The organism is Geoglobus acetivorans, assembly GCF_000789255.1.
Taxonomy (GTDB): domain Archaea; phylum Halobacteriota; class Archaeoglobi; order Archaeoglobales; family Archaeoglobaceae; genus Geoglobus; species Geoglobus acetivorans_B.
On record NZ_CP009552.1, the window covers coordinates 1,484,127 to 1,508,285 of the forward strand.

The following is a 24,159-nucleotide window of genomic DNA, read 5'->3' on the forward strand; positions in this document are numbered from 1 at the left end:
TCACACCTCCAGATCATATTTCTCCGAATATCCTCTTGGAGTTATCATCTGACCACCATCCACGATTGTTCCAGACGAAGGGATTATGATCAGCGTATGCATGTCCGCAAGTCCTACAACCTCATCGAGTCGCACAACCCTGATATCCTCACCATCCCTGCAAACATTTCTGGCGAGGGCAACAAAGCAGTTGCCCCTGTACTCCTGAATTATTTCAACAGCATTTTCCAGCCGGGATTTCCTCTTTCTGCTCGAGGGATTGTACAGCGCAATAACAAAATCCCCCTCAAGTGCAGTTCTCAGCCTCCTTTCGATGAGGGCCCATGGAGTGAGCAGGTCACTCAAACTGATCACGGCATGATCCCCGGCTATGGCAGAGCCAAACAGAGGGGAAGCTGCATTTAAGGCAGAAACTCCCGGAACCACTTCCCAGTCAATTTCGATTCCATTCCTGTAAATGACCTCCGCAACAAGAGGGGCAAGTCCGTAAATGCTGGGATCTCCACCGCTAACAAGACAGACAAGATAACCTTCCCCTGCAAGCCCTATGGCCTTTTTCACTCTCTCAACCTCTCTGCCCATTCCGCTCTCTACGATCTTGCCAGTTATAATATCTCTGACAAAATCAAGGTATCTTTTATGCCCTATAACATAATCTGCACTTTCAAGGACTTCTTTAGCTTTAAGCGTAAGCAATTCCCTGCATCCGGGTCCTATCCCAACGACATAAAGCTTACCTTGCGATTGCAACTGTAACGCCTCCGTAAATTTTTTTGGGAAGTAAAATCTTTTTTTCTCTCGAAAAATAAAGAGCACATGCCTCGCTAACACTCTTAAGTCCGATACGGTCAGCCTTAGATTCAGACAGGACTTCCGTGCTGTTAATTTCCTGATCACTCAGAAACATGAGAGGTCTCTTAAAGTAATCAGACACCCTTATCAGTTCCTCGCTGCCTTTTTTTCCCTCCCACGTTGAAATTACACGGATATCATTCTTTCCAGCCCCAATTTCCTTCAAAGCCCGTTCAATAGCGCAGATTATTTCTTCAGCCATGGAATTTTTCCTGAATCCGATGCCCACACTCAGCCCATCCTCGAACTCCATTGCGGTGGTTATCACTGCCCTCATTCCAAGCTTCTCAAGCCTCAGAGCAATCTCGTTCGCTCCATGGTGCCCTCCCAGGAGAGGTACTGCATAATTCATCCCCTTGTCAATCACCACGATAGCAGGATCAGCCCATTTGCTCTTTATAATTCCACACACCCCCCTGACGACAATGCCGGTGGGCATGATGGCAACGATTGCATCACAATCAGCAAGTTTCTCCCACACATTTTTCTCATAGATTACAATTTCTCCACTTAAAAATCCGGCAACTTTTTTCAGCTTTTCCAGGTCTTTTTCAAATCCAACTACCGCGATGCGTATAGTATCGACCTCCTTGCAGTTTTTATGGCTCTGCCTATGATTATTGTTGCAGTTTTTCTGATTCCTGCCTTTTCTACCTTGTCAGCGATATCGGCAAGAGTTCCCTCAATAACCCGCTCGTCCTCTCTGCTCGCCCTGTAAACAACGCACACGGGCTCATCATAACCTCTGATTTTCCCCACTCTCTCGGCAATATCTCTGATTTTATCTATCCCCAGCAAAATTACCAGCGTGGAATTTGTTCTCGCAAACTCCTCAATCTCATCCTTCTCGAGTGTCATGCCTGCCGGTCTTGTTACCACCACACTCGGGATGTCTGGCGAGGTTAACTCGCTCTTCATTGCGGATGCGGATGCAAAGATGCTGCTGACTCCCGGGATCACCTCAACCTCAATCCCACGCTTTTCAAGCTCCGCAATCTGCTCATTTATCGCCCCGTAAATGCTTGGATCGCCGCTCTGCAACCTGACCACAAGTTTCCCCTCTCTGACGGCCTTTTCAATTAAATCAACGATTTCCTCGAGACTTTTCCCGTAGCTGTCCACCTTTTCACCACTGAATTCATCCAGAAACCCAGCCTCAACAAGCGAACCCGGGTAGATTATGAGATCTGCCTCCTTTAGCAGTTTGTAGGCTTTTACTGTAAGAAGTTCCGGGTTGCCAGGACCGAAACCCGCAAAATATACCTTCATCTCCACCCCACCAGCAAAGTGAAATACGACGACTTTTCTTTCGGCTCCCCAATGGACTCTCCCTCCATGAACATCCTCTCTACCTGGACAACTCTGTAGCCCTCATTTCTGAGCGTTTCAGCCAGTTCCAAAGACTTGACTGCTTTTAAAACAACTACATATCGCTCTTCGCCATCGAGAGCCGAACTTACTCTGAAAGAAGAGTCAACAAACCTTTTAAGTTTTGAGAAAACGGCTGTAAAGCTCGGTACACCTGGAACAAGTTCAACATCAACTCCAGGATTCCTCTGTTTCACAGCATGGAACACATCCTGAAACGTCGAAAAAAATGCAACATCTCCCAGCACACAGAAAGCTATGTCCTCTTCAACGCATCTCTGTGCAAGCTCACTGGAAAGCACATCAACAATTTTCTCAGCATTGCCCATCGGAAATTCAACGACTCTGACATCCTCCCTGTAATTTCTTACCACGTTCTCAGCAAGCCTTCCCGGCACAATAACTTCATCCACCTGCTCGATCACTTTTTTAGCCCTGAGAGTTACAAGTTCCGCATCGCCCGGCCCAAGACTAACTCCGTAAAGCATGCCCGACCACCACGAAAACAGGATTGTAAGATTTAAAAGCCATGCCTCCCGCAAGTTCGTAGCTTTTAGATATGCTTGCAAGAACTATCTCCTCAAACATCCCCTTCTCCTTAAGCTTTTCTGCAACCCTGAGAGCCACATCCATTCTCGCACAGTTAACTGCAATCCTGTTTGCTCTGCAAACATCAATCATCCTCTCTATGTCCCTCGTCCCGCCGAAAAAAACCCCATCAACCTCATGTTCTTTCAGAAAATCGTAACCATCTGAGTATATAACCTCCACATTTGTCCCCCTGAATTTTTCCTCAAGCCGTGAAACCAGTTCTCCATCCACCTCAACCGCATAAACCTTGTGGACATATCTCGAAAAGAATTCTGCCACCCTTCCTGTTCCACTACCTATGTCAGCAAACACCCAGCTCCTGCCCGGCATTAACTTTGAAAACACTATGCCAATGACCTCATCCTTCGTGAACTTTCCTTGATTAAGTTTACTTTCCATTGGAACAAGAAAATTTGACATTGTATTAAAGCATTGCCTTTTGGAGTCGAAAATGTTCGGGATAACAAATAAAGCCTGGAGGGAGAACATACCGCCATGAACGAAACAAAATGGCGTTCATTCATTATTGAGCATTACAGAAGGTTCTTTCAGGTCTTTTTCTTCACTCTTGCAACATATTCATGGGTAAGGCTTTACCTCTTCGTCAAGCATTTCGACGCTGGCTGGCCCTACGTGAGCAGACCTGTATCAATCGAAGCTTTTTTACCAATTGGTGCACTCGTATCATTAAAAAATCTGATCGTAAACCATTACATTGATCCAATCCATCCGGCAGCTCTTGTAATATTTCTTTCAATAATACTATCAGCGGTACTTCTGAAAAGAGGTTTTTGCGGGTGGGTATGTCCGGTCGGATTCCTCTCGGAGATGGTGAGCCTCGCAGGAAAGAAGATTTCAGGGAAAAACCTCAGGGGATTCAGTTATGCCAGAATCATAAAATACCTGCTTCTGCTGTTCTTCCTTTATCTCATCCTCCCGATGAGACCAGAAGAGCTTACAGCGTTCATCTTTTCGCCATACTGGGCGATAGCAGATGTTAAACTGCTGGATTTCTGGCTTAAGCCAGGAACCTTGACAATTGCTGTTACTGCACTGATAATCATTCTAACCCTTTTTGTCAGAAACTTCTGGTGCAGATTCCTGTGCCCTTACGGAGCCCTACTCAGCATTCTATCATACCTATCGCCGGCAAGAATTGAAAAAACCGATTGCACATATTGCAGAAGATGCGACGAAGTATGCCCCTCGTTTATCGAGATAAGTGAGAGGGAATCGGTCAACGGTCCGGAATGCATAATGTGCCTGGAATGCGTTAAAACGTGTCCTCATGATTACCTGTCTCTTAAAGTGGCGGGGAAAAGCATGAGCAGGTTCATATATCCTCTGACGATTGTCGCCATGCTGTTCGGGTTCTTCATAATTGCAAAGCTGAGCGGCCACTGGGACAGCATTCTGACCTACGAGGACTACAAAAAGTTGCTTGCACTGAGAGAGTTCATAGGACACTGAACCACAATTTTTTAAATGCAGTGACGTAATGAAGCTGTGCTGTTCGTTGTCGGAGTTGGACTCAAGAAAGAACATCTCACGGACGAAGCAAAAAAAGCAATTTCAAGAGCTGAGAAGGTTTATGGAAGCGAAAGAGCGTTAACAATTGCCAAAGAGTGGGTTAAGGGAAAAGCGACTGTTTTGAAGAGGTTCGATGAAGACGTTTACAGAAAAATCGAACGTGAAGGTGCAGAGAGAGATGTTGCTGTTCTCTCAACGGGTGATCCGATGGTTGCAGGCCTGGGCAGATTTTTCAAAGATGCAAAAATAATCCCCGGGATTTCGAGCGTTCAAATTGCACTTGCAAGGGTTAAGGCTGACATCTGCGATGTGAGCGTTTTCAATGCCCACAGCCAGAATCCAGAATTTTTGGGGCAGAGAAACATGCTGATCCTGACAAGAAAGGGTGTCCAGCTTGACTTTCCAGGAAAAAAGATGGTGATACTCGAAAATCTCGAAAATGAAAATGAGAAGATTTATGAAGTCCAGGACTCCTTTACCGCTGAGGAGAATTACACAATCGTCTTTGTGAGGGTGAAAGAATGAAAAGGGGTTTGATTATCGTCGGACACGGCAGCAATCGGCCCCACTATGCCGAAGTTATGGCAGAGCATAAGAAGAGAATCCAGAGCTTTGGCATATTCGATGAAGTCGAGATAGCCTACGCCACGGGAGACAGAGAACCCACACCCGATGCAGTTGTCAGAGAAATGCAATCGGAGTTGATTTTCCTCGTTCCAATGTTTCTATCCTATGGGTTGCATGTAACGAAAGACCTGCCAGCGTTCTTCAACCTCGACGAGGGAAGGGGAGTGAAAGTCACGGAAATGGATGGCAAGAAGATTGTCATCTGCGAACCCATCGGCGAGGATACGTTCATAACCTACGCCATTCTCAACTCCGCATTCAGGGCAGGAGGTCAGCAACATCTCCAACAATGAACAGTACCGGCCCTTTGAAATCCCTCATTTTTTCACCTATGTTCTTCAATCTTCCCTTAACGATCCTCTGAGTATCCAGAGTGCCGTTCTCGATTGCAACGGCAGGTTTATCGGGGCTGATACCAATTTCAATCATCCTCTCCGCAACGCTCTGGATGCTATCCCTCCCCATCATGACCACAAACGTTCCTCCCAATATCGCCTCAATCCCGAAATCCTCTCTTCCCGAAAGAACTGTGAGTGATGAAATCCCCCTGGCAGTCAGAGGAATTCCGGCAAGGACAGGAACACCATTCAAAGAGCTTACTCCGGGAATTATTTCAAACGGTATTCTGTTCGCCTTCAGAAAGAGAATTTCGTCCGCAAGCCTGCCAAAAATTCCGGGATCCCCTCCCTTCAGCCTCGCAACAGTCTTCCCCTCAAGCGCATATTTTTTCATCATTTCGTTTATTTCTTTCTGCCTTTTCTCCCCGTTACCATCGCCTTTTCTTTTTCCAGCATAAACAAGCTCTTTGTTTTCACAATCAACAAGCTCAAAGATTCCTTCATCGATGAGCGCATCATACAGAATTACATCCGCTTTTTCAAGAGCCTTGAGTCCCCTGAGAGTTATGAGTTCGGGGTCCCCAGGACCTGCTCCAACAATATACACAAAGCCCCTCATACCCTCACAACCTCTGTTTTCTGAACGGTGACCTTTACAGGATAATTGACCGCTTCCCTCTTCACAACATCTATCATGCTTTCAGAGCATACAAGCATTATCCTTGAACCCCCTATGGCCCTAAGGAAAGCCCTTTCCATTGCAGCAGATGTTATATCCGGCTCAACTCCTTCTCTCTCAAGCCATTCTCTTGCACTTTTCCCCATAACAGCCACGAAGTCAAATTCATCTGGATCCGGGAGGCAGGAATTATCGGGAACAATCACGACCTCTCCGCCATTGTACCATGTCCTGACCCCACACCTCTCCGCGATGGAGTGATCGATGTAAACGTCATCGAAGATGACCCTGCCCTCATTCATGATCAAAAACCTGTCCCCCACAGCCCTTGCGAAGTCGTAATCGTGTGTTGAGATTATCAATCCTCTCCCCTCCTTTTTCATTTCCAGGACAATCTCAATTATCTCTTTCAACCCGAGACCATCCACTCCTGCCGTAGGTTCGTCCATCACCACATAATCCGGCTCCATTGCGAGGACTCCTGCTATTGTTACTCTTTTCTTTTCTCCACCGCTGAGCCTGCTGCAGAGTCTGTTTTCGTAACCACCAAGACCGAGCTTTTTCAGAATTGACATGATTTTACCGTCATCTCTAATCCCCACATTTTCAGGCCCGAAAACGACGTCCTGCCATACGGTCGGAGCGACGATCTGGTCGTCCGGATTCTGAAAAACAAATCCTATTTTCTTCCTCAGCGCAACGAGTGACTTTCTGTCGTATTTCACCTCCACCCCATCAACATAAATCTCGCCTCTGTCAGGTCTTAAAAGTCCGTTCAGGTGCATTAAAAGAGTTGATTTTCCCGCCCCATTCCTTCCCATGAGTATCGTTACCTCTCCTTTCTCAGCAACCATATCGATTCCCTTAAGGACATCCCTGTCCCCGTAAGAAAACCACAGATTTCTGACCTCTATCAGAGTACCACCCCCGCAAGAGTCAGGAGAAGGACTATCACCAGTGCATGAACCGTCCCTCTATTCCCTCCTGTAACGACCGGGACTTTTCCCGAGTAACACCTTGCTTCCATCGCCATGTCCAGTTTTTCCGCTCTATCCAATGATTTCACAAACATCGAATATCCAATCAAAGCAGCAGTCCTCACGAAACTCTTTCTGTTCGCAAAGCCCAGTCTTGATTCTGCAGATGTTTCAAGCCTGAAAAGCTCGTCAAGAAAGATCTGTATGCTCCTGTAAATCAGAGACATCATTTCAACGACAAAATCGGGCAATCTGAGTTTTTTCAGGGCAGACAGCAATTCGGGAATGCTGGTTGTAAAGATCAGGTAGAGCATGAGCGAGAGGGACGAATACGTTCTCAGAAATGTCCTGAAAGCTGTCTCCACACCTTCCCTGCTGATGAGCCATACGAGATGCTCACCAGGCGTGATGACAGCAATCACAAAGAGAGCAGGAGCTATGAAGTATGACGGCACTCTCAAAAACCTGAAGTAGCTGAATCCAGTCGAGTAAAGACACAGGGCTGAGAAGATGAGGAATGCTAAGAGAAAAACCGGTGTTTTGTTGAACGCATACAGGAGAATAAATGAAAAGATAACAAAATAAACGTTCACCGGCCCATCTATGAGTTTTCTTGAGTTTGCCTGGATTTCCTCAAGCGTTTCGTGCATCTCTACCAGCACCGTGCCTGCCGATCACGTAACCAACGACAAACGCTCCGATACCTGCCTGAACACTGAAGAGCAGGCTCTCGATTTCACCGCTCGGTGGTTCCCAGACCGGTGAAAACCACGGCTCATAGTCAGGAGAGAGCTGTTTTATTGCCTCCTCAGCTTTCTCATCCGCTCCTGACCAGTTTTCAGCTTTTGCCAGCGGAAGCTGGAGAACCATAAATGCCAGTATCAGCATGAACAGCATCCTTTTCACGCCACCACCCCTTCCTTCACCGCATTGCGGTCAATCTGTGCAATGTAACCTATGAGCAGAGCAGAGAAAATTCCCTCAACAATCGCAACCGGAATCTGAGTTAGAGCAAAGATGCCCATGAACGTGAGCGCCGAGTTTATCATGCTGGTCCCCGGAAAAGCCAGTGCGAGCTGCAGAGACGTCACAACATAGGTGAACCAGTCGGCAACAACTGCGGTTATGAATGCATTCACCTTGAGGCTCACCCTGCCCTTCAAAGCCCTGTAAACCAGCCACCCGGCAAATGGTCCCACAATACCCATTGACGCCGTGTTGGCACCGAGCGTTGTAAGCCCTCCATGAGCAAGGAGCAATGCCTGATACAGAAGAACTATTGCCGAAAGAAATGCAGTAACCGAAGGCCCGAAAAGCATCGTTGAAATTCCCGTGCCAGTTGGATGAGAGCAGCTACCGGTAACGGGAGAAGGAATTTTCAGAGACGACAGGACAAAAATGAACCCCCCAGCCACAGCCAGCAGAGCTTTGTTTTTCGGGTTCTCATCAATCAGTCTCTTTGACTTCACTGCTCCGTAAACAACGAAAACCAGCGACACTGCATACCAGAACACGGCCCATACCGGTGGAAGAAAACCCTCCATGATGTGCATTAAACCACCTCTCTTGATTTTTTGTCAAGAAAAATTGACAATATTTAAAAAACTTTCGAAGCGGATGATTAAAAAAGAGGGGGAAAATTCATGCACGCCTTCGTAATTGCCGGAACAAACAGTGGTTCTGGAAAAACATCCATAGGAATATCCATAACCTCAGCTCTGATGAAAAGGGGACTGAAAGTTCAGCCGTTCAAGGTTGGTCCCGATTTCATCGATCCAACACATTACTCCTTTTGCGAATGGGGAGTGAACCTCGATGCATTCATGATGGGGGAAGACGGTGTCAGAAGGTCTTTCTGCAGGTGGACAAGAGGAAAGGACGTCGCCCTGATCGAAGGCGTTATGGGGCTATATGATGGATACAACCTGACGACCTTCTCGTCGACCGCCCACATTGCCAGAATCCTGAATATTCCAGTCATACTTACAATGAACGTCAGGGCAATGTCAGTATCGGCACTGGCCATGTTTGAAGGATTCAGAAATTACGACAGAAGGCTTAACGTGGCAGGAGTTATATTCAACAGCGCAACGAAATTCCATGAGAGACTGAAGAGGGTTTTTGAGGAAAAGGGCTACAGGGTATTCGGAGTTGTGCCGGAAACAGACCTGCTGAAAGTGGAGAGCAGACACTTGGGACTGCACTTGGGTATGGAGGTGGAGAGAGACCTGGACAGGATTGCTGAATTTGCCGAAGAACACATAGACATAGACGGAATCCTGGAGATAAGCGAGCTGGAAATTGATTGCAAGGAATTTAAAGAGACTGAAAGAGGCGGATTCAAAATCGGAGTTCCTTTTGACGAGGCATTCTCGTTTTACTACAGAGATAACCTTGAGGCTCTCAGGAAGTTTGGCAAAATTGAGTTCTTCTCCCCCCTGAAAGGAGAAAGAATCGAATGCGATGCATACTACATCGGGGGCGGATACCCCGAACTTTACGAGTTTCCGGAATTCCTCAGGTTTATAAGGAAGGAGGCCCTTGACGAGAAACCCATCTATGCTGAATGTGGGGGCATGATGGTTCTCTCAAGAACGCTCGAGATTGACGGAAAAAAAAGAAAAATGGCGGGTGTCCTTGATCTGGACATCGAATTCACGAAAAAACTCCAGGCACTCGGATACATCAGAGGAGAGGTTATACGAGACAACCCCTATTTCACCGGATCTTTCAGAGGTCACGAATTCCACTACAGCGTCGCTCACCCTGACAGCGATGTGAAGTTCGCCTTCAGAACGGATGGAAAGGGAATCGCATGTGGTCTGGATGGGGCTATGGCCCACAGAACGCTCGCAGGTTACAGCCACATTCATTTCCATTCGGCAAACATCAAAGAATTTCTTAGGGGAAACGCTTAAATCCTTCATAATCTGATTTGATTTTAAGGTGATATGATGAAGGTCGTGATTGATGAGAGCACATGTACGGGCTGCGGGACGTGTGAGAGCATCTGTCCTGAGGTTTTCCAGCTGGGCGACGATGGTCTCGCCCACGTTGTTGGCGAATGCGAGGGTCTTGAGGAGTGCTGCCAGGAAGCCGCGGATAACTGCCCGGTAGAAGCAATAACGATAGAGTGAAAATTTCCATTTAAATTAAGATTTCTATTTATATTTTCCACGGAAAAGAATTTAAAGCACATCTCAGGCCATAAAGTAATGCGAAAACTTGTTGCAGCGGTGGTCATCGTACTGCTATTCTCGGGAATCGCCGGAGCCTGGGATATACAGAGGCTTGAATACAATGCCAGTACCTCCACCCTGAAAATAAACTACGACCTGAATCCGTTTGAAGGCTTCCTTGCATTTATTCTCGGAGGAGAATTTTCAAAGAAAATTACGGAAAATTTCATCCTGGGGAACTACACCTTAGTCCATGCCGGCTTCACATCCGTAACGATTCAGCTCAATGAGACAGTGCATTTCAAGGAACCTGTTGCCGTAAAAATAGTAAACGGAAACGAAAGTTATTTCCTCACAAACGTCACCGAACTGAGGCCAGAGTTTGAGAGACCAAAAAATTAGAGTCTTATCTCCCTTAGAATATATTCAGGAGGTATCTCTTTTGCGAGAACTATATGCTCATTGACCTTTATCAGCCTTATACCGTCTTCTCTCGCCTTTTTTGCATCTATTTCCAGAATTATTGGCTCGTCAGTCCTCAATCTTGCAACTTCCTCGCTTTTTTCAAGTGTCGTTGAGAGATGCACATAAGCCTGGTTGACAGGCTTGATTCCAAGATCAAGAAGTCTCACGGACTCCTCCTCGCTTGTACCATAGTAGAGCAGGTCTTCCTCAGCATCGGGCATGTCTGTAAGCTTAACGTCAACGCTGTGTCCATATCTCGCCCTTATTTTTCCTTCCTTGAGCTCATATCTGCCCTTCCTATCGCTGTAGATCAGGGCTTTTACAACCCACCTGTTCGCCCACCTGTACCTCCTCGAAACTATTCTCAGCAGGCGTTCAAAGTCCACCCATCCATTTTCATCCATTTCCAGACGGAATTTGTCAGGAAAGTGCCTCAGAACGCCCGATATGAACTTTCCGAGTCTCTCAACCTTTTCCTTCGGAATCACAACCTCTCCAGAATAGCCGCAAACATCACAGGTTTCTCCCCTGTAAAATCCATGTTCCGGGCAAATCCTAACATCCTCCATACCTCACCACCCAGACTAACGCGAGTATTGCACCGATTGCACTGCAGGTTTCAAGGCTCACTCCTCTGAATGTTACGTCAAGGTTGTATCTGGCTCTCTTTATTAAATCTTTTGGGAGACCCTTTCTTCCAAGACCGATGAGAAAACAGGCAGATTTAAGTTTCCGAATATCCTCAAGCGACAGAACATTATTTTCCGGTTTGGAAGTTGTTGCAACAACCTCTCCAAAATGGGAAGGGATTTTACTGATTAAATGCAGCCTTCCCTCATCTTCAAGCATTTTTAGATACCTGCCACCCCCACCGATGGTGGTGTAATCCATAACGTCCCTGACAAGCTCGCCCCGTTCCTTCCAGAAATTGAAATCAAAGAGGGCGAGATGAAAGTCGTAAGCATAACAGAGCGGAGCAGCCCTTGCTATTGTCCTGAGATGGATCTCATGAAGCTTCAGTTTATCATACGTGTTAACCAGACATGCAACCATCATTTCAAACCCTCCAGAAACCTAACCATATTCCTGTAATGACTGCCAAGCCAGTACAGCTTTCTGCACTTCTCACAGTACCAGAGCTCGTACCTTTCCATCAGGTTCTCCTCTATGCCTTCCATTTTCATCACCTCCTCTGCCTCATGTTCAGTCGGCTTTCTCAGAGGGGTGTTGCAGACACTGCATCTCTCCATCCTGATCTCTGTATTTATCCCAAATCCCTGCATCTCTCTGATCTGCTCAATTACACTGTCGCTGTCGATGAAAACAGCACTCCTTCCTTTTTTGACGCATCGTTCGTAAAGCTCCTTATCTCTCGTCAGGAGAATTCTGTCCAGGAAGTTTTCAAGAAGAAATGTGTCCTCATCATCAACTTCGAAGTCTCCGATGTAAAGAGTGTCATACCCAAAGATTCTGAGCCAGGTTGCTAGCTTGCCAAGCATCCTGTCAACCACGAACCTCAAATTCCATCCACCACCTTGGATCGGTATTCTCAAGCTTCCTGTAAAGTGATTGCCCTGAACTCGTTTTCAGCTCAATGTTCTGTCCAAAAAGCTCTGCATCAGAGTTTCTCAGCCCATATATTCTGCTCTGTACATACAGTTCAAGCTTATCGGCATCATGGACGATGTCAGCATACCTTTCAAGCATATCTTTCAGCAGTCCCGCTTCCTCAAAATCCATCTGGTCATCAAACGCTTTTTCTGTATCCACATCAACATACATCTTCGCAAGCTTATGAAGGTCAAGGGTTCTTGCCTCTGCTGAATCGTGAAACAGTGCTGCAATACCGCACTTAGCAGCATCATCCAGATTACCGTATTCCATTAAACCGAGAAAGAATGCTATTACGGCTGACAGAAATGAATGCTCGGCAACGCTTTCAGGATTCTCGATACCTACTTTCAGCCAGCCAGACCTCGGAACAGATTTCAGCGAGGCGAGTTCAAATATCAGGCGTTCAAGAGGCATACAGAGAATTTCTCAATGCTTAAATAAATGTTTGCGGTACATTTCTCGATGAAAATTGAGCTGAACGACAGAAGACTCGACATGTTCACAGAACTGAAAAAGGGTGCGAGCGGGGAGGAGCTGGCGAAAAAATTCGGCGTGAGCCGGACATCTGTGTGGAAATTCGTCCATAAACTTGAGGAAACAGGATACATTCTGGAGAGAAGGCCAAAGTACAGAATCGTATCCAAACCTGACCCGTCACCATTCGATATGGCTCTCGCCCTGAAAGAAATTCCGGGGCTGCAGAACTTCCACTACTTCAGAGAAGTTGACTCCACAAACAGACTTGCAAAAGAGGTCGAAAATTCGGCAGTCTTTGCAGAGACCCAGAGTGCTGGAAGAGGAAGGATCGGCAGGAAATGGGAGAGCCAGAGGGGTGGGCTGTATGTTTCATTTTCTCTGAACCTCAGCATTCCTGTAAACGAAATACCAAAACTGACCCTTCTGGCGGGGGTGGCTGTTGCCAAAACACTTGAGAATTACGGAGCAAGGATAAAATGGCCGAATGATGTACTGATAAACGACAAAAAGGTGTCAGGAATACTGAGTGAGTTTGTAGGGGAAGAGCTTTCGGCCAGAGTAATCATAGGAATAGGAATTAACGTTAAGAACGAAATACCAGATCATCTGAGAGATAAAGCAGTATCCCTCAAAGAAATTGACGAAAGTGTCAGCATAACAGATGTTTTTGTCAGGCTGTGCAGAAATCTTTCAGAGCTGATGAAAAGATACCCTTCAGAGTGGGAATCAATACTCGGAGAATGGAAGGGGCTCAGCAGCACCATTGGAAAGCATGTGGTAATCGATGCCGGAGGACGAAGATACATGGGTATGGCCATGGACATCGACATAGATGGGGGCCTGATTATAAGAACAGAGCGCGGGAATGAGAAAATAATTTCCGGGGAGTGCTTTTACACCAACTACTGAACAAAAATTATTTAAATGGATGTTCTCCATGGTAGATGTGCTTACGGGCTATCTCGTCAGAGAGATGAAAGATGAAGAGGTTGAAGAGATTATCATTGCCGAATACGAGCATTTCGGATACAGCGTTTTTGCAGACCTTTCAAAGACCGACTACAGCAAGAAAGTGATAGTGTGTGAAGAAGACGGAGAAATTGCGGGGTTTGCTGTTCTGTACTGGGACGAAAACAGTTTTCACATCGGGAGCCTTATTGTGGACAACAGGTACAGAGGGTCCGGAATAGGTAAGGCTCTCGTGGATGGGGCAAGAAAAGAGGCTTTCAAGCGTGGGTTCAGAAAAATTTACGCAGATGTCTCGGTGAGCAGCTCGGCGCTTGACTTCTACATGAGCAACGGATTTGAAATAGAGGAGACCATAAAGCATTACTACGGAATCTCCAAGCACGCTTTCAGGCTTTCTCTGACCGTTTAGACCTGAGATCTTTTAATGGTTCCGTTTCAATTGGTTTTTCTTTAATCAACCCTTCGGGCCTATAGTAGAGAATCACTATCATCAGAACGCCGAATATTATATACTGCAGCCAGTTCACATCAAACGGAAGATTCAGCAGTGATGCGATCTCATGCTTATACCCGTCAAGCAGCCTCCAGATGACCACAAAGCTCATAACTCCCGCAAGAACACCTCTGTTATTGGAAATTCCCCCGAGGAGGACCATTAGGAAAGGATAAAACGTCCAGTTTACCCTTGCAAATAGATTAACAATCCCAATAACGTTTCCGGCATAATATGAATACAGCACACCGGCCATTGAAGCTACTGCAGAGCTGAATGCAAGGGTTTTGATTCTCACCCACATTATGTCCTTTCCAGAAAACTGCAGAGCGACTGCATCTTCCCTCATCGCCCTGAGCAGTCTTCCATAAGGGGAATTGAGCGCCCTTTCGAGAAAGAGGTACGTAATCAGCGCAAAGAAGAGAATCAGACCCACAAAAACCCATTCTCTCACGCTTCCAGAGACAAACGCAAGAACGTCAGGTACGGGGGCACCATAGTATCCCCCGACAAGGGCAGTATTGTTGTACGCGATCATGAACATTATCTCTGCTATCGCCAGGAGAGTTATTGCAAGATAATCGCTTTCAAGCTTTGCGCTGGGAAGGATGAAGAGGCCACCTATTGCGGCTCCAACCAGCCCCGCCAGTGCCAGCGAGAAAAGCAAAAGCCCTATGCCAAACGCGGGATTGGCTGCGATAACTTCATCGACCACGCTTTTCATGAAACCGCTGGCCTGAGTTATGGTGTCACCCTTTATGGAAAACGCAGATATCAGAATTCGGTTGACAATTGCGCCGGCGGTAAACGCTCCAATAAGCACCGCCAGAGCCTTTCCAAAGTTGGGAATTCCGCCGTAACCATATTCAATGTTCAGACTTAAGGCAATAATCGAATATATTCCAAACCACAGCAGTATTGAGCTTATCAGCGTTTCCAGCGCCATATATACCTCCTCCAGTTAACAGACGTGAGTCCCTTAGGTATGAAGAGCAGGGTTAGAATCAGGATGGTGAGAGAGACGGCTTTGGTGTAAACAAGAACAGACATTCCAAATATCTTACTCAACCAGAAGGTCACAAGACTTTCAGACAACCCCACAAGATAGCCTCCAAGGATTGCACCGTATATCGTCGAAAGTCCCCCAACAATACTGGCAGCGAATATTGAAACAATGATCATCTGACCGGTGGTCTGAAAGGTTTCCTGAAGGAATGGAAGCAAAGCTCCAGCAAGACCTGAAAAAGCTCCGGAAAGCAGCCAGGAAAACAGCCTTGTAGTTTCCACATTGACTCCCATGATCTCCGCCAGTGAGGGATTTTCCATCGATGCCCTCATGGCAACGCCAAACTTTGTGCGGTACAGAAGGAAAAAGAGGAAAGCAAGAGAAAAGACCACTGCCAGGGTCGAAGAGATGAGTATCCCCTTTATCCCGGCCAGCTTGAAATCAAGGCTGATAAAATTGAACTTGGATGCATCAGCCATAATCATCTTGGACATTGACTCAGAAAATATGCCGATCAGACCGAGGAGAATGAGGTCCCAAGAGAGGGTTGCAATCATCAAAATCAAAATTGATGCTTCCTTCTGTATGAGAGGTTTAAGCACCAGCAAATATGTCGACACTCCGATGAGCGCCCCAAACATGATGGAAAACGGAATTGAGAAATAGGGCGTTGGAAAATTGAATATTGTATACGTAAGGTATGCAAAATAAGATGCGAATACTGCGAAACTTCCCTGAGCGAAGTTGGGCACGGAAGTTGTTATGTACGTGATGGTCAGGCTTATTGCCAGAAGTGTGAGAAGATTAGCATAGATTACTGCATTGTTGACAAGCAAACTCATAGCATGCTCTTGCAGTAAACTTTTTAAAAAATTAATGGTCATTATCCATCATGACCTTGAGAAATTGTGTCATAGCCCTGATTATAATGGGGCTAATGCTGCCTTTAGCGGCTGCCGAGGAGATAAAGATTGGCGTTATGGTCGATCTCTCCGGGCCACTGACGACGTATGGAAACGACATAAAAAATACTCTCCAGATTGCGAAGGAGGACATAAACAACTATTTCAAGGAAAAGGGGATGGATTACACTGTAGAGTTCTACGTTGAGGACACGAAAGTCGATCCAAATGTTGCCCTGCAGAAAATCCAGTCCCTGAACAGCAAGGGTATAAAGCTCGTAATCGGACCAATGGGAAGTGGTGAGGTTGCGAACATAAAGGATTACGTGACGTCAAACAAGATAATAATCGTTTCGCCTTCTTCAACCGCCCTGCCAACGATAATCGGATTTGCAAAGCCTGAGGATAAGAAGTTCATATTCAGGTTTGTTGGAACCGATGATCTGCAGAGCAAGGCAATAGCCAGCGAACTGAGAGATGCAGGTGTGAAGGGCGTCGTGATAACATACATAGGAAATGCATGGGGTAAGGGACTTTATGAGGAGATAAAGCCACAGCTCGAAGAGCTCGGCATAGAAGTTGCCAAGGTTGTTGAATATCCTGACCAGGTTCCGGCAGACTTCTCACCCTACATAACAAGCCTTGAAGAGGGTGTTAAGGCTCTCGCAGACAAATACGGATACGATAAGGTTGCCGTTGTTACGTTCTCATACGAGGAAGTTTACACCATGCTTGCTCAGGTTCCTGACGAGTCTCCACTCCTCGGAGTTGTGTGGTTCGGGTGTGATGGAAACGCGCTCAGCGATAAGACCGTTAACGTGAAGGATAAGGTTACCAAGGTGGGGACGTTCTCAACCCTCTTCGAGTCAAGAGGTCCAGCATACGATGACCTCGCAGTGAAGTATAAGGAAGCAGGATACGGAGACTCCCCATACCAGTATGCAATGAACGCATATGATGCTGCATGGGTTCTTGCTCTTGCGTATGCAGAAGTTGTCAAGGAGAAGGGTCAGTACGACCCGGATGCAATGGCTGAAAAGATGCCGGTGGTTACAGAAAAGTACAGCAATGGAGATTACGGGGTTGAGCCGGTCAGCGGAAAGATCGTGCTGAACGAGTGGAACGACAGAGCAAGCGGTGATTACGCGATATACTACGTGAACAAGGAGGGCAAGTGGGAAACCGCAGGAATCTGGAAGTTCGCAACACAGAGTGTTGACTGGCAGCACAAACCTGTCTGGCCAGAGGCACCTGCCAAGAAATCTGAATCAACACCAGGATTTGAGATAGTGGCTGGAATACTGGGCATCGCTCTGGCTATCGGGCTGAGAAGAAGACTATGATTCTCCAGACATACAATCTTTCTAAATTTTTTGAGGGTCTCAAAGCCCTCGATAGTGTGAGCATTTCTGTGCCGAGAGAGTCACTGACACTAATTATAGGTCCCAACGGTAGCGGAAAAACAACGTTTATAAACACGGTTACAGGGTTCTACAGAGCCGACGGAGGAAGAGTGGAGTTTGCCGGCAAGGACATCACCAATTTTCCGCCCCACAGAATATTCAAAGAGGGCATGGTCAGGACATTCCAGATACCGAGACCGTTCAAGAAACTCACGGTTATAGAGAACATGCTCATGCCCCTGGAAAATCCTGGAGAAAGTCTAAGAGGAGCAATTTTAAAAAACTGGGTGGATTTCGAGAACGACGCCGTAGAAAAAGCATACGATATACTTGAATTCCTCAACATAGATCATCTAACCTTCGAGAGAGCCGAAACATTAAGCGGTGGACAGCTTAGACTTCTCGAAATAGGCAAAGCTCTGATGACCGATGCAAGGCTGATTGTAATGGATGAACCCCTGGCAGGAGTTGCACCCGCGCTGGCCCATGAGATACTGAAAAAAATAAAAGAACTGTGTGATGCAGGAAAAACATTCCTCATTGTGGAACACAGGCTGGACATAATTCTCGACTATGCAGACAAGGTGTATGTTATGGGCAATGGGAGGTTAATTGCAGAAGGCGGCAGAGAAGTGATAGAAAAACCTGAGGTCGTGGAGGTGTATCTGGGTGCTTGAAACGAAAGGAGTTTCATCAGGTTACAAAGAACTCCACATTCTTTTTGACATAGATTTTAAGGCAGAAAAGAACAGGATAACCGCAATAGTTGGCCCTAACGGGAGCGGAAAATCCACGCTCCTCAAAACCATCTTCGGATTCACAACCATCTATGACGGCAGGATTTTATTCGAAGGGCGGGAGATAACACACCTTCCACCACACGAGAAGACCAAGCTCGGCATAGCCTATCTCCCCCAGACCGACAACGTCTTCACAGACCTGACAGTCAGGGAAAACCTGGTAATCGCAGGCTACATTCTCGACGAGAGTGAATTCAGAGACAGGCTTGAGCTTGCACTGAACGTTTTTCCAGAGCTGAAGGACAAAATGGACAGGAAAGCTGGAATGCTGAGCGGTGGAGAGAGACAGTTTCTGGGTATAGCTTCAGCTCTGATAAGAAGAGCAAAGCTGCTCATGCTCGACGAGCCCACCGCAATGCTATCCCCAAAGTTCGCATCACAGGTTTTCGAGAGAGTCGTGAGCCTGAGAGACGACCTGAAGTTGACAATAATTCTTGTTGAACAGAATGTGCTGAAAGCACTGGAAATAGCGGACAATGCACTCATGCTGATAGGTGGAAAGGTCGCGTTTTTCGGAGGAGCAAAGGAATTGCTCGAACACGAGAAATTCGAAAGGTTCGTTGTCGGATACACGCTATGAGGGGTAAAATTATATAGCCTCACGTAAAAATATATGCTGAAATGCAGGGATTGCTGATAACCAACGTGATAAAAATTCTGGATCGGGCAGGATATGTCGTTACCGATTTAGCTGAAACTAAACCGAGATGTTTTGATATTGTTGCAAGAAGAGAGGATACAGTCCTATTCCTTAAAGTCCTGTATAACATAGACTCCTTCAAGCAGGAGATGGCCAAGGAAATGAAAATCATCGCAAAGGCGCTCAAGGCAAGCCCCATAGTTATAGGAGAGAGATACAAGGCAGACTTCCTTGAAAGAGGTGTTGTGTACACGAGATACGGAATTCCGGTAATAAATACCGCAACATTTTATGATGTCGTTGTGGACAACGAACTGCCCCTCATCTACTCTGCCCCGGGTGGATATTATGTAAAACTTGACAGCGAAAAAATAAAGAAGGTGCGAGAGGAGAAGGGTCTGTCTGCAGGCGAACTTGCAATGCACCTCGGGATCTCAAGAAGGACTGTTATGCTGTACGAAGAGGGTATCGACACAAACGTCGAAAATGCCATCAAGCTCGAAGAAATTCTCGGAGAATGTGTTGTTAAAGAGATAGATATCTTCAATTTTGTGAAAGATGATGAGGGGGAGGTTGCCCACCCCGGATACGGGGAAAGAGAAGAAAAGATAATACAGGATCTTAGAGAGATTGGAGTTGACGTGATCCCTGTCAAACACGCACCCTTTGACGTGATTTCAAAGCCCGAGAACGAACCTGTTCTCACAGGTATAAAGCAGGTGAGGGAAATAGACAAGAGAGTGGACCTGATGGGGAGAATTAGCAGAATCATTTCGACCATGGCTGCATACATAGTCGAAAAGAAAGTGAAAGTGCAGAGCGACAGCGTGGTTATCGTAATGAAGGAAGAGCTTAGCTGCGTTTCAAATCCAAAGGACTTTTACAATTTGCTTGAGGAAAAGAAAGACAACCGTGCAAAGTAAGATTATTGCCGATTCTATTCTAAAGCTCTCCTCAAACCGGCCAGACGTGGTCCTGATGAGATGTGGTGGCCAAGTAAAGCGCAACACGACTTCATCTGAAACAAATTCCTAAAATCAGACCTGCTCAGGTTGAATAAATATCTTCTGAAGTCTCACCAATTGCGAATTGAAATGCACAGCACTTCTCTTTTAAAGCTACAGAGCCTCGCAGCCCTTTTCTTTACCAAAATATTTATATAGAAGTTTCATTCCACTAATGCCAGAGACCCGGGAGGTGAAAGGTATGGCGGTACTCCAGGGTCAGCCTGTACTGATTTTGAAGGAAGGCACTCAGAGAACTGTTGGAAGGGATGCCCAGAGACTCAACATAATGGCCGCGAGGGTTATTGCTGAGGCTGTTAAAACAACTCTCGGTCCAAGAGGAATGGACAAGATGCTTGTTGACAGCCTTGGAGATGTTGTGATAACAAACGATGGTGTTACAATTCTGAAGGAAATGGACATCGAGCATCCAGCAGCAAAAATGGTTGTTGAAATCGCAAAGACTCAGGAGAACGAGGTAGGAGATGGTACAACAACTGCCGTGGTTCTTGCAGGAGAACTGCTCAAGAAAGCTGAAGAGCTGCTTGACAACGAGATTCACCCGACGATCATCGCCAAGGGTTACAGACTTGCTGCAGAGAAGGCCATGGAGGTTCTCGACAACATTGCCATCTCAGTCGACCCAAGTGACGAGGAGACGCTCAGAAAGATAGCAGCGACCGCAATAACAGGCAAGCACGCAGAATATGCCATAAATCATCTGAGCAGCCTTGTCGTTCAGGCAGTCAAAAAGGTCGCAGAACAGGTGAACGGAAAATGGGAGGTTGACGTGGACAACATCAAGATAGAGAAGAGACAGGGTGGCGGTGTCGAGGACACAGAGCTCATAGATGGTATAGTCATCGACAAAGAAGTCGTCCACCCGGGAATGCCCAAGAGGATAAAGGACGCAAAGATACTCGTGCTTAAGGCAGCCCTTGAAGTTAAGGAGACAGAAACTGATGCAGAAATCAGAATAACCGACCCGGAGATGCTCCAGAGGTTCATCGAGCAGGAGGAGAAGATGATAAAGGACATGGTGGATGCAATCGCAAACACCGGAGCGAATGTCGTATTCTGCCAGAAGGGTATCGACGACCTGGCCCAGTACTACCTCGCCAAGGCAGGAATTCTTGCTGTCAGGAGAGTTAAGCAGAGCGATATTGAAAAGATTGCCAAAGCAACAGGTGCAAAAATAATCACTGATCTCAGAGACCTCAAATCAGAGGACCTCGGTGAAGCAGAGCTGGTCGAGGAGAAGAAGATCGGCGACGAGGAGATGGTGTTCATCAGAGGCTGCAAGAATCCAAAGGCCGTGACACTGCTCGTGAGAGGAGGCACAGAGCACATCGTTGACGAGGTCGAGAGAAGCCTGACAGACTCTCTGAAGGTAACAAAGGCTGCAATAGAAAACGGAAAGGTTGTTGCCGGCGGCGGCGCACCTGAAATCGAGCTTGCTCTGAAGCTCAAGGAGTGGGCACCGAGTCTGGGCGGTAGAGAGCAGCTTGCAGCCGAGGCATTCGCATCAGCTCTCGAAGCCATACCAAGGGCGCTCGCAGAGAACGCAGGGCTTGACCCGATAGACATACTGGTCGAAATAAGAAAGGCCCATGAAGACGGTAATGCCTTCGCAGGCGTCGATGTCTTCGAGGGCAAAGTTATTGACATGAAGGAGAAAGGAGTCCTTGAACCGCTCAGGGTGAAGAAGCAGGCCATAAGTTCAGCAACTGAAGTGGCGATAATGATCCTGAGAATCGACGACGTCATTGCAGCAAAGGGACTTGACAAGGACAGTGACAAGGGCGGGGACGATTTCGACAGCGGTGACTCTTCAGATGATGAATAACCCCCATTTTTTTCATCAATTCATTTTCAAGTATTTCAGGACTTTTGCGAGTTTTTCATCGAAGTTTTCATCCCTGAAAAACGGGTCAGACAGAATGACCTGATCCACAATGGTCATCAGCTCTGAGAGTTTTTCCGCAAAGGCCTTCTGAGTTCCGCTCAGGGTGAATTTCTCCAGCAGGAAGTCTCTATGCTGAAGAAGCTCTATGAAATCAGATTCGTCGCTCAGGTCATCCCCCTTCTGTCTTTTCAGGATGAGCTTCAAAAGGTCTATTCTGGCAACACGCTCGAAAACATCTTGATATCCCATCTCACTCAAAAAACTCTTGCTGCTGCCCATAACGAGGGCGGAGGCAAGAAGGAGGTCCTGCTCAAACTCTGATGGGAGTATCAGCGCCGGACCGTAAGCTGCGTTGAATTTGGCACAGGAATATCTCAGAGCCCAAGTAACGTGTTCGGGAGAGATGTGATTGAGCAGGATGCCATCAGCCGTATTTGAAAGTGTTCTGATTGCAATTTTTCCCGTGCCCCCTGCAACAACGGGGAAATCATATTTCTCCTTGATTTTTCTTATGCATCTCTCTGCCATCCCGACGTTCCCACCGTCTCCAGCAGCAATGCCAACAATAATCCTATCTCCGTACTTTCTGAATTTTCCGAGCTCTGAAATAATGTTTCGGCATTTTGTCGCCCTCAGAATTCCAAAGCCCACGTTCAGTTCAGTATTCTCAGCGATGAGTTCGGCAACATGAAACGGACTCCTGAAAAAGTCTGAATCTCCTATCCAAACGGTTCCCACAACCTTTTCGGCCCTTACAGCCTTTTCGATCAGAACTCTGTCCTCAAAGTCACCGTTTATATTGATGGCAATCCTACCAGTTTTCAATAAGCTTTCGAATGTCATCCTTATCGATTTCTTCTTTTTCCACCTTCATCTTAGGCCTGTAGATTTTCTGTTCAAGTTCCTTTGCAAGTATTTTCGCTGCAAGCTTTGCTACGCTGTAAACTTCCTCTGCATCCTCAAAAACCTTCTTTCCCCGTCTCTCCTCCTTATCCCTGTCCGAAAAATAGTTACAGAACAGGCATTCATAGGGGTGGAGGGGCTGAGGCTCGGAATCTATGTCCAGTCTCGAATATGTCTCAAGAACACAGTATTTCCCGTCGCTGTACCTGCACTTCTTCGCCCTCTCCACACCCTTTTTTCTCGCAAAGTTCAGGAACTCAACCGCCTCTTTCGGAATGTCTCTCTTTCTCTTGAAGAAATACCATTCCAGAAGCTGGATCACGAATTCTGACGGAGAGACTCCAAGCTCCTCACATTTCCTCAACAGTGCCCTTTCGATGTCCGGAGGGATGTCAAATGCTATCTTCATTTCTTCTTCCGGCCCTTCTTTTCTTTCACATCAGCCTCGCCACTTTTCTCAGTCTCACTCTCTGCCGCACTCTCGTTTCTGAACGTTCTCGCAAGCCTGTGGAAGCCCCTCGCATTGGCTGTTACGGGATCATCCGGCACCTTTATCTCGCCGATGTCTCTGAAATGCTCGGCGAATTTATCATACACGCCGGGCAGTTTCGCTCCGCCCCCACTCAGAACAATATTCTCAACAAGTGAGACGGAAAGACCTTCGAGGAGCATGTTCACCCTGTTCACTATCCTCTCCACCCACTCCTCAATAACTCTGTTATATTCCTCCTGAATATCCTCTTTTCTGACGACAATCTTCTTGCCTCCTCTGACCCTGCCTACCTCATACCCTTCCTGTGAAAGAAGCCGGGTCATCTCCTCAGGAGTTATGGAGATTCCAAACCTGTTCCTTATCGTCATCTCCATGGTGTCATAGACCTTGTCCACACCCACCAACATAGTGTCCCCCTTCAGATACTCCATATCAGCAAGAACCACCACATCAGTCGTGCCAAAGCCGATGTCGATGCAAACACCCGTTTTTAGATTCATGTATGCCATTGAGCCCACAGGTTGAGGAAGAAGCAGAACATCAGCACCTATTGCGTTTTTAAGCTCATCAACAAGCTCGGCCCTTTCCTTCTTGGAGCTTTTGACCGGTAAGCCTGTTGTTACAAAACATCCCCCATCTACCCCGAGGAGGTTGAGAGCGTGTTTTGCGAGTTCGATATAGGAGCCATGCATTAGCCTGCCCTCATGCAGAGGTCTCAGCACCTCAACGTTCTCCATGTTCTGCGCCATGTACGCAGCTTCATCACCAACGTAAACCTCACGCTCATCTGTACCCTTCAGACTCCACTCCTTCTCCTCACCGTAAACAACAAGGCTCGGGAAAATTATGACGTTCTCACCATCCGCAGTTGCCTTGGTGTAGTTTGTTCCAATGTCAAGCCCGACGAATTTCATGAGATTACATGGGCATGAAAATTAAAAAA

Annotated in this window: 32 protein-coding genes; 13 read left to right on the top strand and 19 right to left on the bottom strand. The window is 46.7% G+C overall.

What is annotated here, in order from left to right:
- From cobJ to GACE_RS08830, 5 genes are all read right to left on the bottom strand, one after another.
- The gene (gene cobJ, locus GACE_RS08810; protein ID WP_048092795.1) at window positions 1-750 is read right to left on the bottom strand and encodes a precorrin-3B C(17)-methyltransferase; all 750 of its coding nucleotides are present in this window, start codon (window positions 748-750) and stop codon (window positions 1-3) included.
- Window positions 734-1,333 carry a cobalamin biosynthesis protein gene (locus GACE_RS08815; RefSeq protein ID WP_318249190.1) on the bottom strand — a complete coding sequence of 200 codons (600 nt, stop codon included), beginning with the start codon at window positions 1,331-1,333 and terminating at the stop codon, window positions 734-736. The genes cobJ and GACE_RS08815 overlap by 17 nt, the downstream gene beginning before the upstream one ends.
- 80 nt (window positions 1,334-1,413) lie before the next feature.
- Window positions 1,414-2,121, bottom strand: coding sequence for a cobalt-precorrin-4/precorrin-4 C(11)-methyltransferase (locus GACE_RS08820; protein ID WP_048092799.1), 708 nt, complete (start codon window positions 2,119-2,121; stop codon window positions 1,414-1,416).
- Window positions 2,118-2,708 (bottom strand): SAM-dependent methyltransferase, encoded by a 591-nt coding sequence (locus tag GACE_RS08825; protein ID WP_048092801.1) that lies wholly within the window; start codon window positions 2,706-2,708, stop codon window positions 2,118-2,120. Before GACE_RS08825 ends, GACE_RS08820 begins: the two co-directional genes overlap by 4 nt.
- Window positions 2,692-3,210: an rRNA adenine N-6-methyltransferase family protein gene (locus tag GACE_RS08830; RefSeq protein ID WP_048092802.1), complete on the bottom strand. Its 519-nt coding sequence runs from the start codon at window positions 3,208-3,210 to the stop codon at window positions 2,692-2,694. The genes GACE_RS08825 and GACE_RS08830 overlap by 17 nt, the downstream gene beginning before the upstream one ends.
- Before the next feature lie 96 nt (window positions 3,211-3,306).
- Here GACE_RS08830 and GACE_RS08835 point away from each other — a divergent pair, with 96 nt between their 5' ends.
- From GACE_RS08835 to GACE_RS08845, 3 genes are read left to right on the top strand one after another with little or no spacing between them, the layout of a single operon-like run.
- The gene (locus GACE_RS08835; RefSeq protein ID WP_052400265.1) at window positions 3,307-4,281 is read left to right on the top strand and encodes a 4Fe-4S binding protein; all 975 of its coding nucleotides are present in this window, start codon (window positions 3,307-3,309) and stop codon (window positions 4,279-4,281) included.
- A gap of 36 nt (window positions 4,282-4,317) precedes the next feature.
- On the top strand, window positions 4,318-4,866 hold the full coding sequence (gene cbiE / locus GACE_RS08840; RefSeq protein ID WP_052400266.1) for a precorrin-6y C5,15-methyltransferase (decarboxylating) subunit CbiE: 549 nt from the start codon (window positions 4,318-4,320) through the stop codon (window positions 4,864-4,866).
- Window positions 4,863-5,261 carry a sirohydrochlorin chelatase gene (locus GACE_RS08845; RefSeq protein WP_048092803.1) on the top strand — a complete coding sequence of 133 codons (399 nt, stop codon included), beginning with the start codon at window positions 4,863-4,865 and terminating at the stop codon, window positions 5,259-5,261. The genes cbiE and GACE_RS08845 overlap by 4 nt, the downstream gene beginning before the upstream one ends.
- Here the strand turns inward: GACE_RS08845 and cobA are convergent.
- Genes cobA through GACE_RS08870 form a run of 5 tightly spaced genes read right to left on the bottom strand, consistent with a single transcriptional unit; the run spans window position 5,227 to window position 8,515 of the window.
- Complete coding sequence (gene cobA / locus GACE_RS08850) at window positions 5,227-5,925, bottom strand: uroporphyrinogen-III C-methyltransferase (protein ID WP_048092804.1); 699 nt, start codon at window positions 5,923-5,925, stop codon at window positions 5,227-5,229. The genes GACE_RS08845 and cobA overlap by 35 nt on opposite strands.
- Window positions 5,922-6,902: an ATP-binding cassette domain-containing protein gene (locus GACE_RS08855; RefSeq protein ID WP_048092805.1), complete on the bottom strand. Its 981-nt coding sequence runs from the start codon at window positions 6,900-6,902 to the stop codon at window positions 5,922-5,924. Before GACE_RS08855 ends, cobA begins: the two co-directional genes overlap by 4 nt.
- Window positions 6,899-7,612, bottom strand: a complete 714-nt coding sequence (cbiQ, locus tag GACE_RS08860) for a cobalt ECF transporter T component CbiQ (protein WP_048092806.1) — start codon at window positions 7,610-7,612, stop codon at window positions 6,899-6,901. Before cbiQ ends, GACE_RS08855 begins: the two co-directional genes overlap by 4 nt.
- On the bottom strand, window positions 7,596-7,859 hold the full coding sequence (locus GACE_RS08865; protein WP_048093837.1) for an energy-coupling factor ABC transporter substrate-binding protein: 264 nt from the start codon (window positions 7,857-7,859) through the stop codon (window positions 7,596-7,598). The genes cbiQ and GACE_RS08865 overlap by 17 nt, the downstream gene beginning before the upstream one ends.
- A 5-nt stretch (window positions 7,860-7,864) precedes the next feature.
- Window positions 7,865-8,515 (bottom strand): energy-coupling factor ABC transporter permease, encoded by a 651-nt coding sequence (locus GACE_RS08870; RefSeq protein ID WP_048092808.1) that lies wholly within the window; start codon window positions 8,513-8,515, stop codon window positions 7,865-7,867.
- Window positions 8,516-8,605: 90 nt separating this feature from the next.
- Between GACE_RS08870 and GACE_RS08875 the strand changes: the two genes are divergently transcribed.
- From GACE_RS08875 to GACE_RS08885, 3 genes are all read left to right on the top strand, one after another.
- Window positions 8,606-9,880 (top strand): cobyrinate a,c-diamide synthase, encoded by a 1,275-nt coding sequence (locus GACE_RS08875; RefSeq protein WP_048092810.1) that lies wholly within the window; start codon window positions 8,606-8,608, stop codon window positions 9,878-9,880.
- 33 nt (window positions 9,881-9,913) lie between these two features.
- Complete coding sequence (locus tag GACE_RS08880; RefSeq protein ID WP_318249192.1) at window positions 9,914-10,099, top strand: ferredoxin; 186 nt, start codon at window positions 9,914-9,916, stop codon at window positions 10,097-10,099.
- Between the two features lie 78 nt (window positions 10,100-10,177).
- Window positions 10,178-10,543: a hypothetical protein gene (locus GACE_RS08885; protein ID WP_048092812.1), complete on the top strand. Its 366-nt coding sequence runs from the start codon at window positions 10,178-10,180 to the stop codon at window positions 10,541-10,543.
- Here GACE_RS08885 and GACE_RS08890 read toward each other — a convergent pair.
- Genes GACE_RS08890 through GACE_RS08905 form a run of 4 tightly spaced genes read right to left on the bottom strand, consistent with a single transcriptional unit; the run spans window position 10,540 to window position 12,634 of the window.
- Window positions 10,540-11,175, bottom strand: a complete 636-nt coding sequence (locus tag GACE_RS08890; RefSeq protein WP_048092814.1) for an RNA 2'-phosphotransferase — start codon at window positions 11,173-11,175, stop codon at window positions 10,540-10,542. The genes GACE_RS08885 and GACE_RS08890 overlap by 4 nt on opposite strands.
- Window positions 11,162-11,662: a DUF531 family protein gene (locus GACE_RS08895; protein ID WP_048092816.1), complete on the bottom strand. Its 501-nt coding sequence runs from the start codon at window positions 11,660-11,662 to the stop codon at window positions 11,162-11,164. The genes GACE_RS08890 and GACE_RS08895 overlap by 14 nt, the downstream gene beginning before the upstream one ends.
- Window positions 11,659-12,117, bottom strand: coding sequence for a Mut7-C RNAse domain-containing protein (locus GACE_RS08900; protein WP_318249319.1), 459 nt, complete (start codon window positions 12,115-12,117; stop codon window positions 11,659-11,661). The genes GACE_RS08895 and GACE_RS08900 overlap by 4 nt, the downstream gene beginning before the upstream one ends.
- Window positions 12,110-12,634, bottom strand: a complete 525-nt coding sequence (locus GACE_RS08905) for an HD domain-containing protein (RefSeq protein WP_048092818.1) — start codon at window positions 12,632-12,634, stop codon at window positions 12,110-12,112. The genes GACE_RS08900 and GACE_RS08905 overlap by 8 nt, the downstream gene beginning before the upstream one ends.
- A 48-nt stretch (window positions 12,635-12,682) precedes the next feature.
- Here GACE_RS08905 and GACE_RS08910 point away from each other — a divergent pair, with 48 nt between their 5' ends.
- Both GACE_RS08910 and GACE_RS08915 read left to right on the top strand, forming a co-directional pair.
- Complete coding sequence (locus tag GACE_RS08910; RefSeq protein WP_048092820.1) at window positions 12,683-13,606, top strand: biotin--[acetyl-CoA-carboxylase] ligase; 924 nt, start codon at window positions 12,683-12,685, stop codon at window positions 13,604-13,606.
- Between the two features lie 28 nt (window positions 13,607-13,634).
- A complete protein-coding gene (locus tag GACE_RS08915) occupies window positions 13,635-14,075 on the top strand; it encodes a GNAT family N-acetyltransferase (RefSeq protein WP_158413828.1) in 441 nt (146 codons plus the stop codon).
- Here GACE_RS08915 and GACE_RS08920 read toward each other — a convergent pair.
- Together GACE_RS08920 and GACE_RS08925 are read right to left on the bottom strand one after the other, a co-directional pair.
- Window positions 14,053-15,105: a branched-chain amino acid ABC transporter permease gene (locus tag GACE_RS08920; RefSeq protein WP_048092825.1), complete on the bottom strand. Its 1,053-nt coding sequence runs from the start codon at window positions 15,103-15,105 to the stop codon at window positions 14,053-14,055. The two genes, GACE_RS08915 and GACE_RS08920, sit on opposite strands and share 23 nt — an antisense overlap.
- Window positions 15,087-16,007: a branched-chain amino acid ABC transporter permease gene (locus GACE_RS08925; protein WP_048092827.1), complete on the bottom strand. Its 921-nt coding sequence runs from the start codon at window positions 16,005-16,007 to the stop codon at window positions 15,087-15,089. The genes GACE_RS08920 and GACE_RS08925 overlap by 19 nt, the downstream gene beginning before the upstream one ends.
- A gap of 50 nt (window positions 16,008-16,057) precedes the next feature.
- Between GACE_RS08925 and GACE_RS08930 the strand changes: the two genes are divergently transcribed.
- The 5 genes from GACE_RS08930 (at window position 16,058) to thsB (ending at window position 21,760) form a co-directional block, all read left to right on the top strand.
- Entirely contained in the window at window positions 16,058-17,410 is a 1,353-nt protein-coding gene (locus tag GACE_RS08930; protein ID WP_048092828.1) for an ABC transporter substrate-binding protein, read from the top strand.
- Window positions 17,407-18,147 (top strand): ABC transporter ATP-binding protein, encoded by a 741-nt coding sequence (locus GACE_RS08935; protein WP_048092830.1) that lies wholly within the window; start codon window positions 17,407-17,409, stop codon window positions 18,145-18,147. Before GACE_RS08930 ends, GACE_RS08935 begins: the two co-directional genes overlap by 4 nt.
- Window positions 18,140-18,850: a branched-chain amino acid ABC transporter ATP-binding protein gene (locus GACE_RS08940; RefSeq protein ID WP_193363917.1), complete on the top strand. Its 711-nt coding sequence runs from the start codon at window positions 18,140-18,142 to the stop codon at window positions 18,848-18,850. The genes GACE_RS08935 and GACE_RS08940 overlap by 8 nt, the downstream gene beginning before the upstream one ends.
- A gap of 41 nt (window positions 18,851-18,891) precedes the next feature.
- The gene (locus GACE_RS08945) at window positions 18,892-19,833 is read left to right on the top strand and encodes a transcriptional regulator (RefSeq protein ID WP_048092833.1); all 942 of its coding nucleotides are present in this window, start codon (window positions 18,892-18,894) and stop codon (window positions 19,831-19,833) included.
- 283 nt (window positions 19,834-20,116) lie between these two features.
- Entirely contained in the window at window positions 20,117-21,760 is a 1,644-nt protein-coding gene (thsB, locus tag GACE_RS08950) for a thermosome subunit beta (RefSeq protein ID WP_048093840.1), read from the top strand.
- Between the two features lie 15 nt (window positions 21,761-21,775).
- On the opposite strand, the gene GACE_RS08955 is transcribed toward thsB, so the two are convergent.
- From GACE_RS08955 to GACE_RS08965, 3 genes are read right to left on the bottom strand one after another with little or no spacing between them, the layout of a single operon-like run.
- Window positions 21,776-22,645, bottom strand: a complete 870-nt coding sequence (locus GACE_RS08955) for a hypothetical protein (protein ID WP_048092834.1) — start codon at window positions 22,643-22,645, stop codon at window positions 21,776-21,778.
- Entirely contained in the window at window positions 22,632-23,132 is a 501-nt protein-coding gene (locus tag GACE_RS08960) for a hypothetical protein (RefSeq protein WP_048092835.1), read from the bottom strand. Before GACE_RS08960 ends, GACE_RS08955 begins: the two co-directional genes overlap by 14 nt.
- Complete coding sequence (locus GACE_RS08965) at window positions 23,129-24,130, bottom strand: rod shape-determining protein (RefSeq protein ID WP_048092836.1); 1,002 nt, start codon at window positions 24,128-24,130, stop codon at window positions 23,129-23,131. The genes GACE_RS08960 and GACE_RS08965 overlap by 4 nt, the downstream gene beginning before the upstream one ends.
- Window positions 24,131-24,159: the final 29 nt, after the last annotated feature.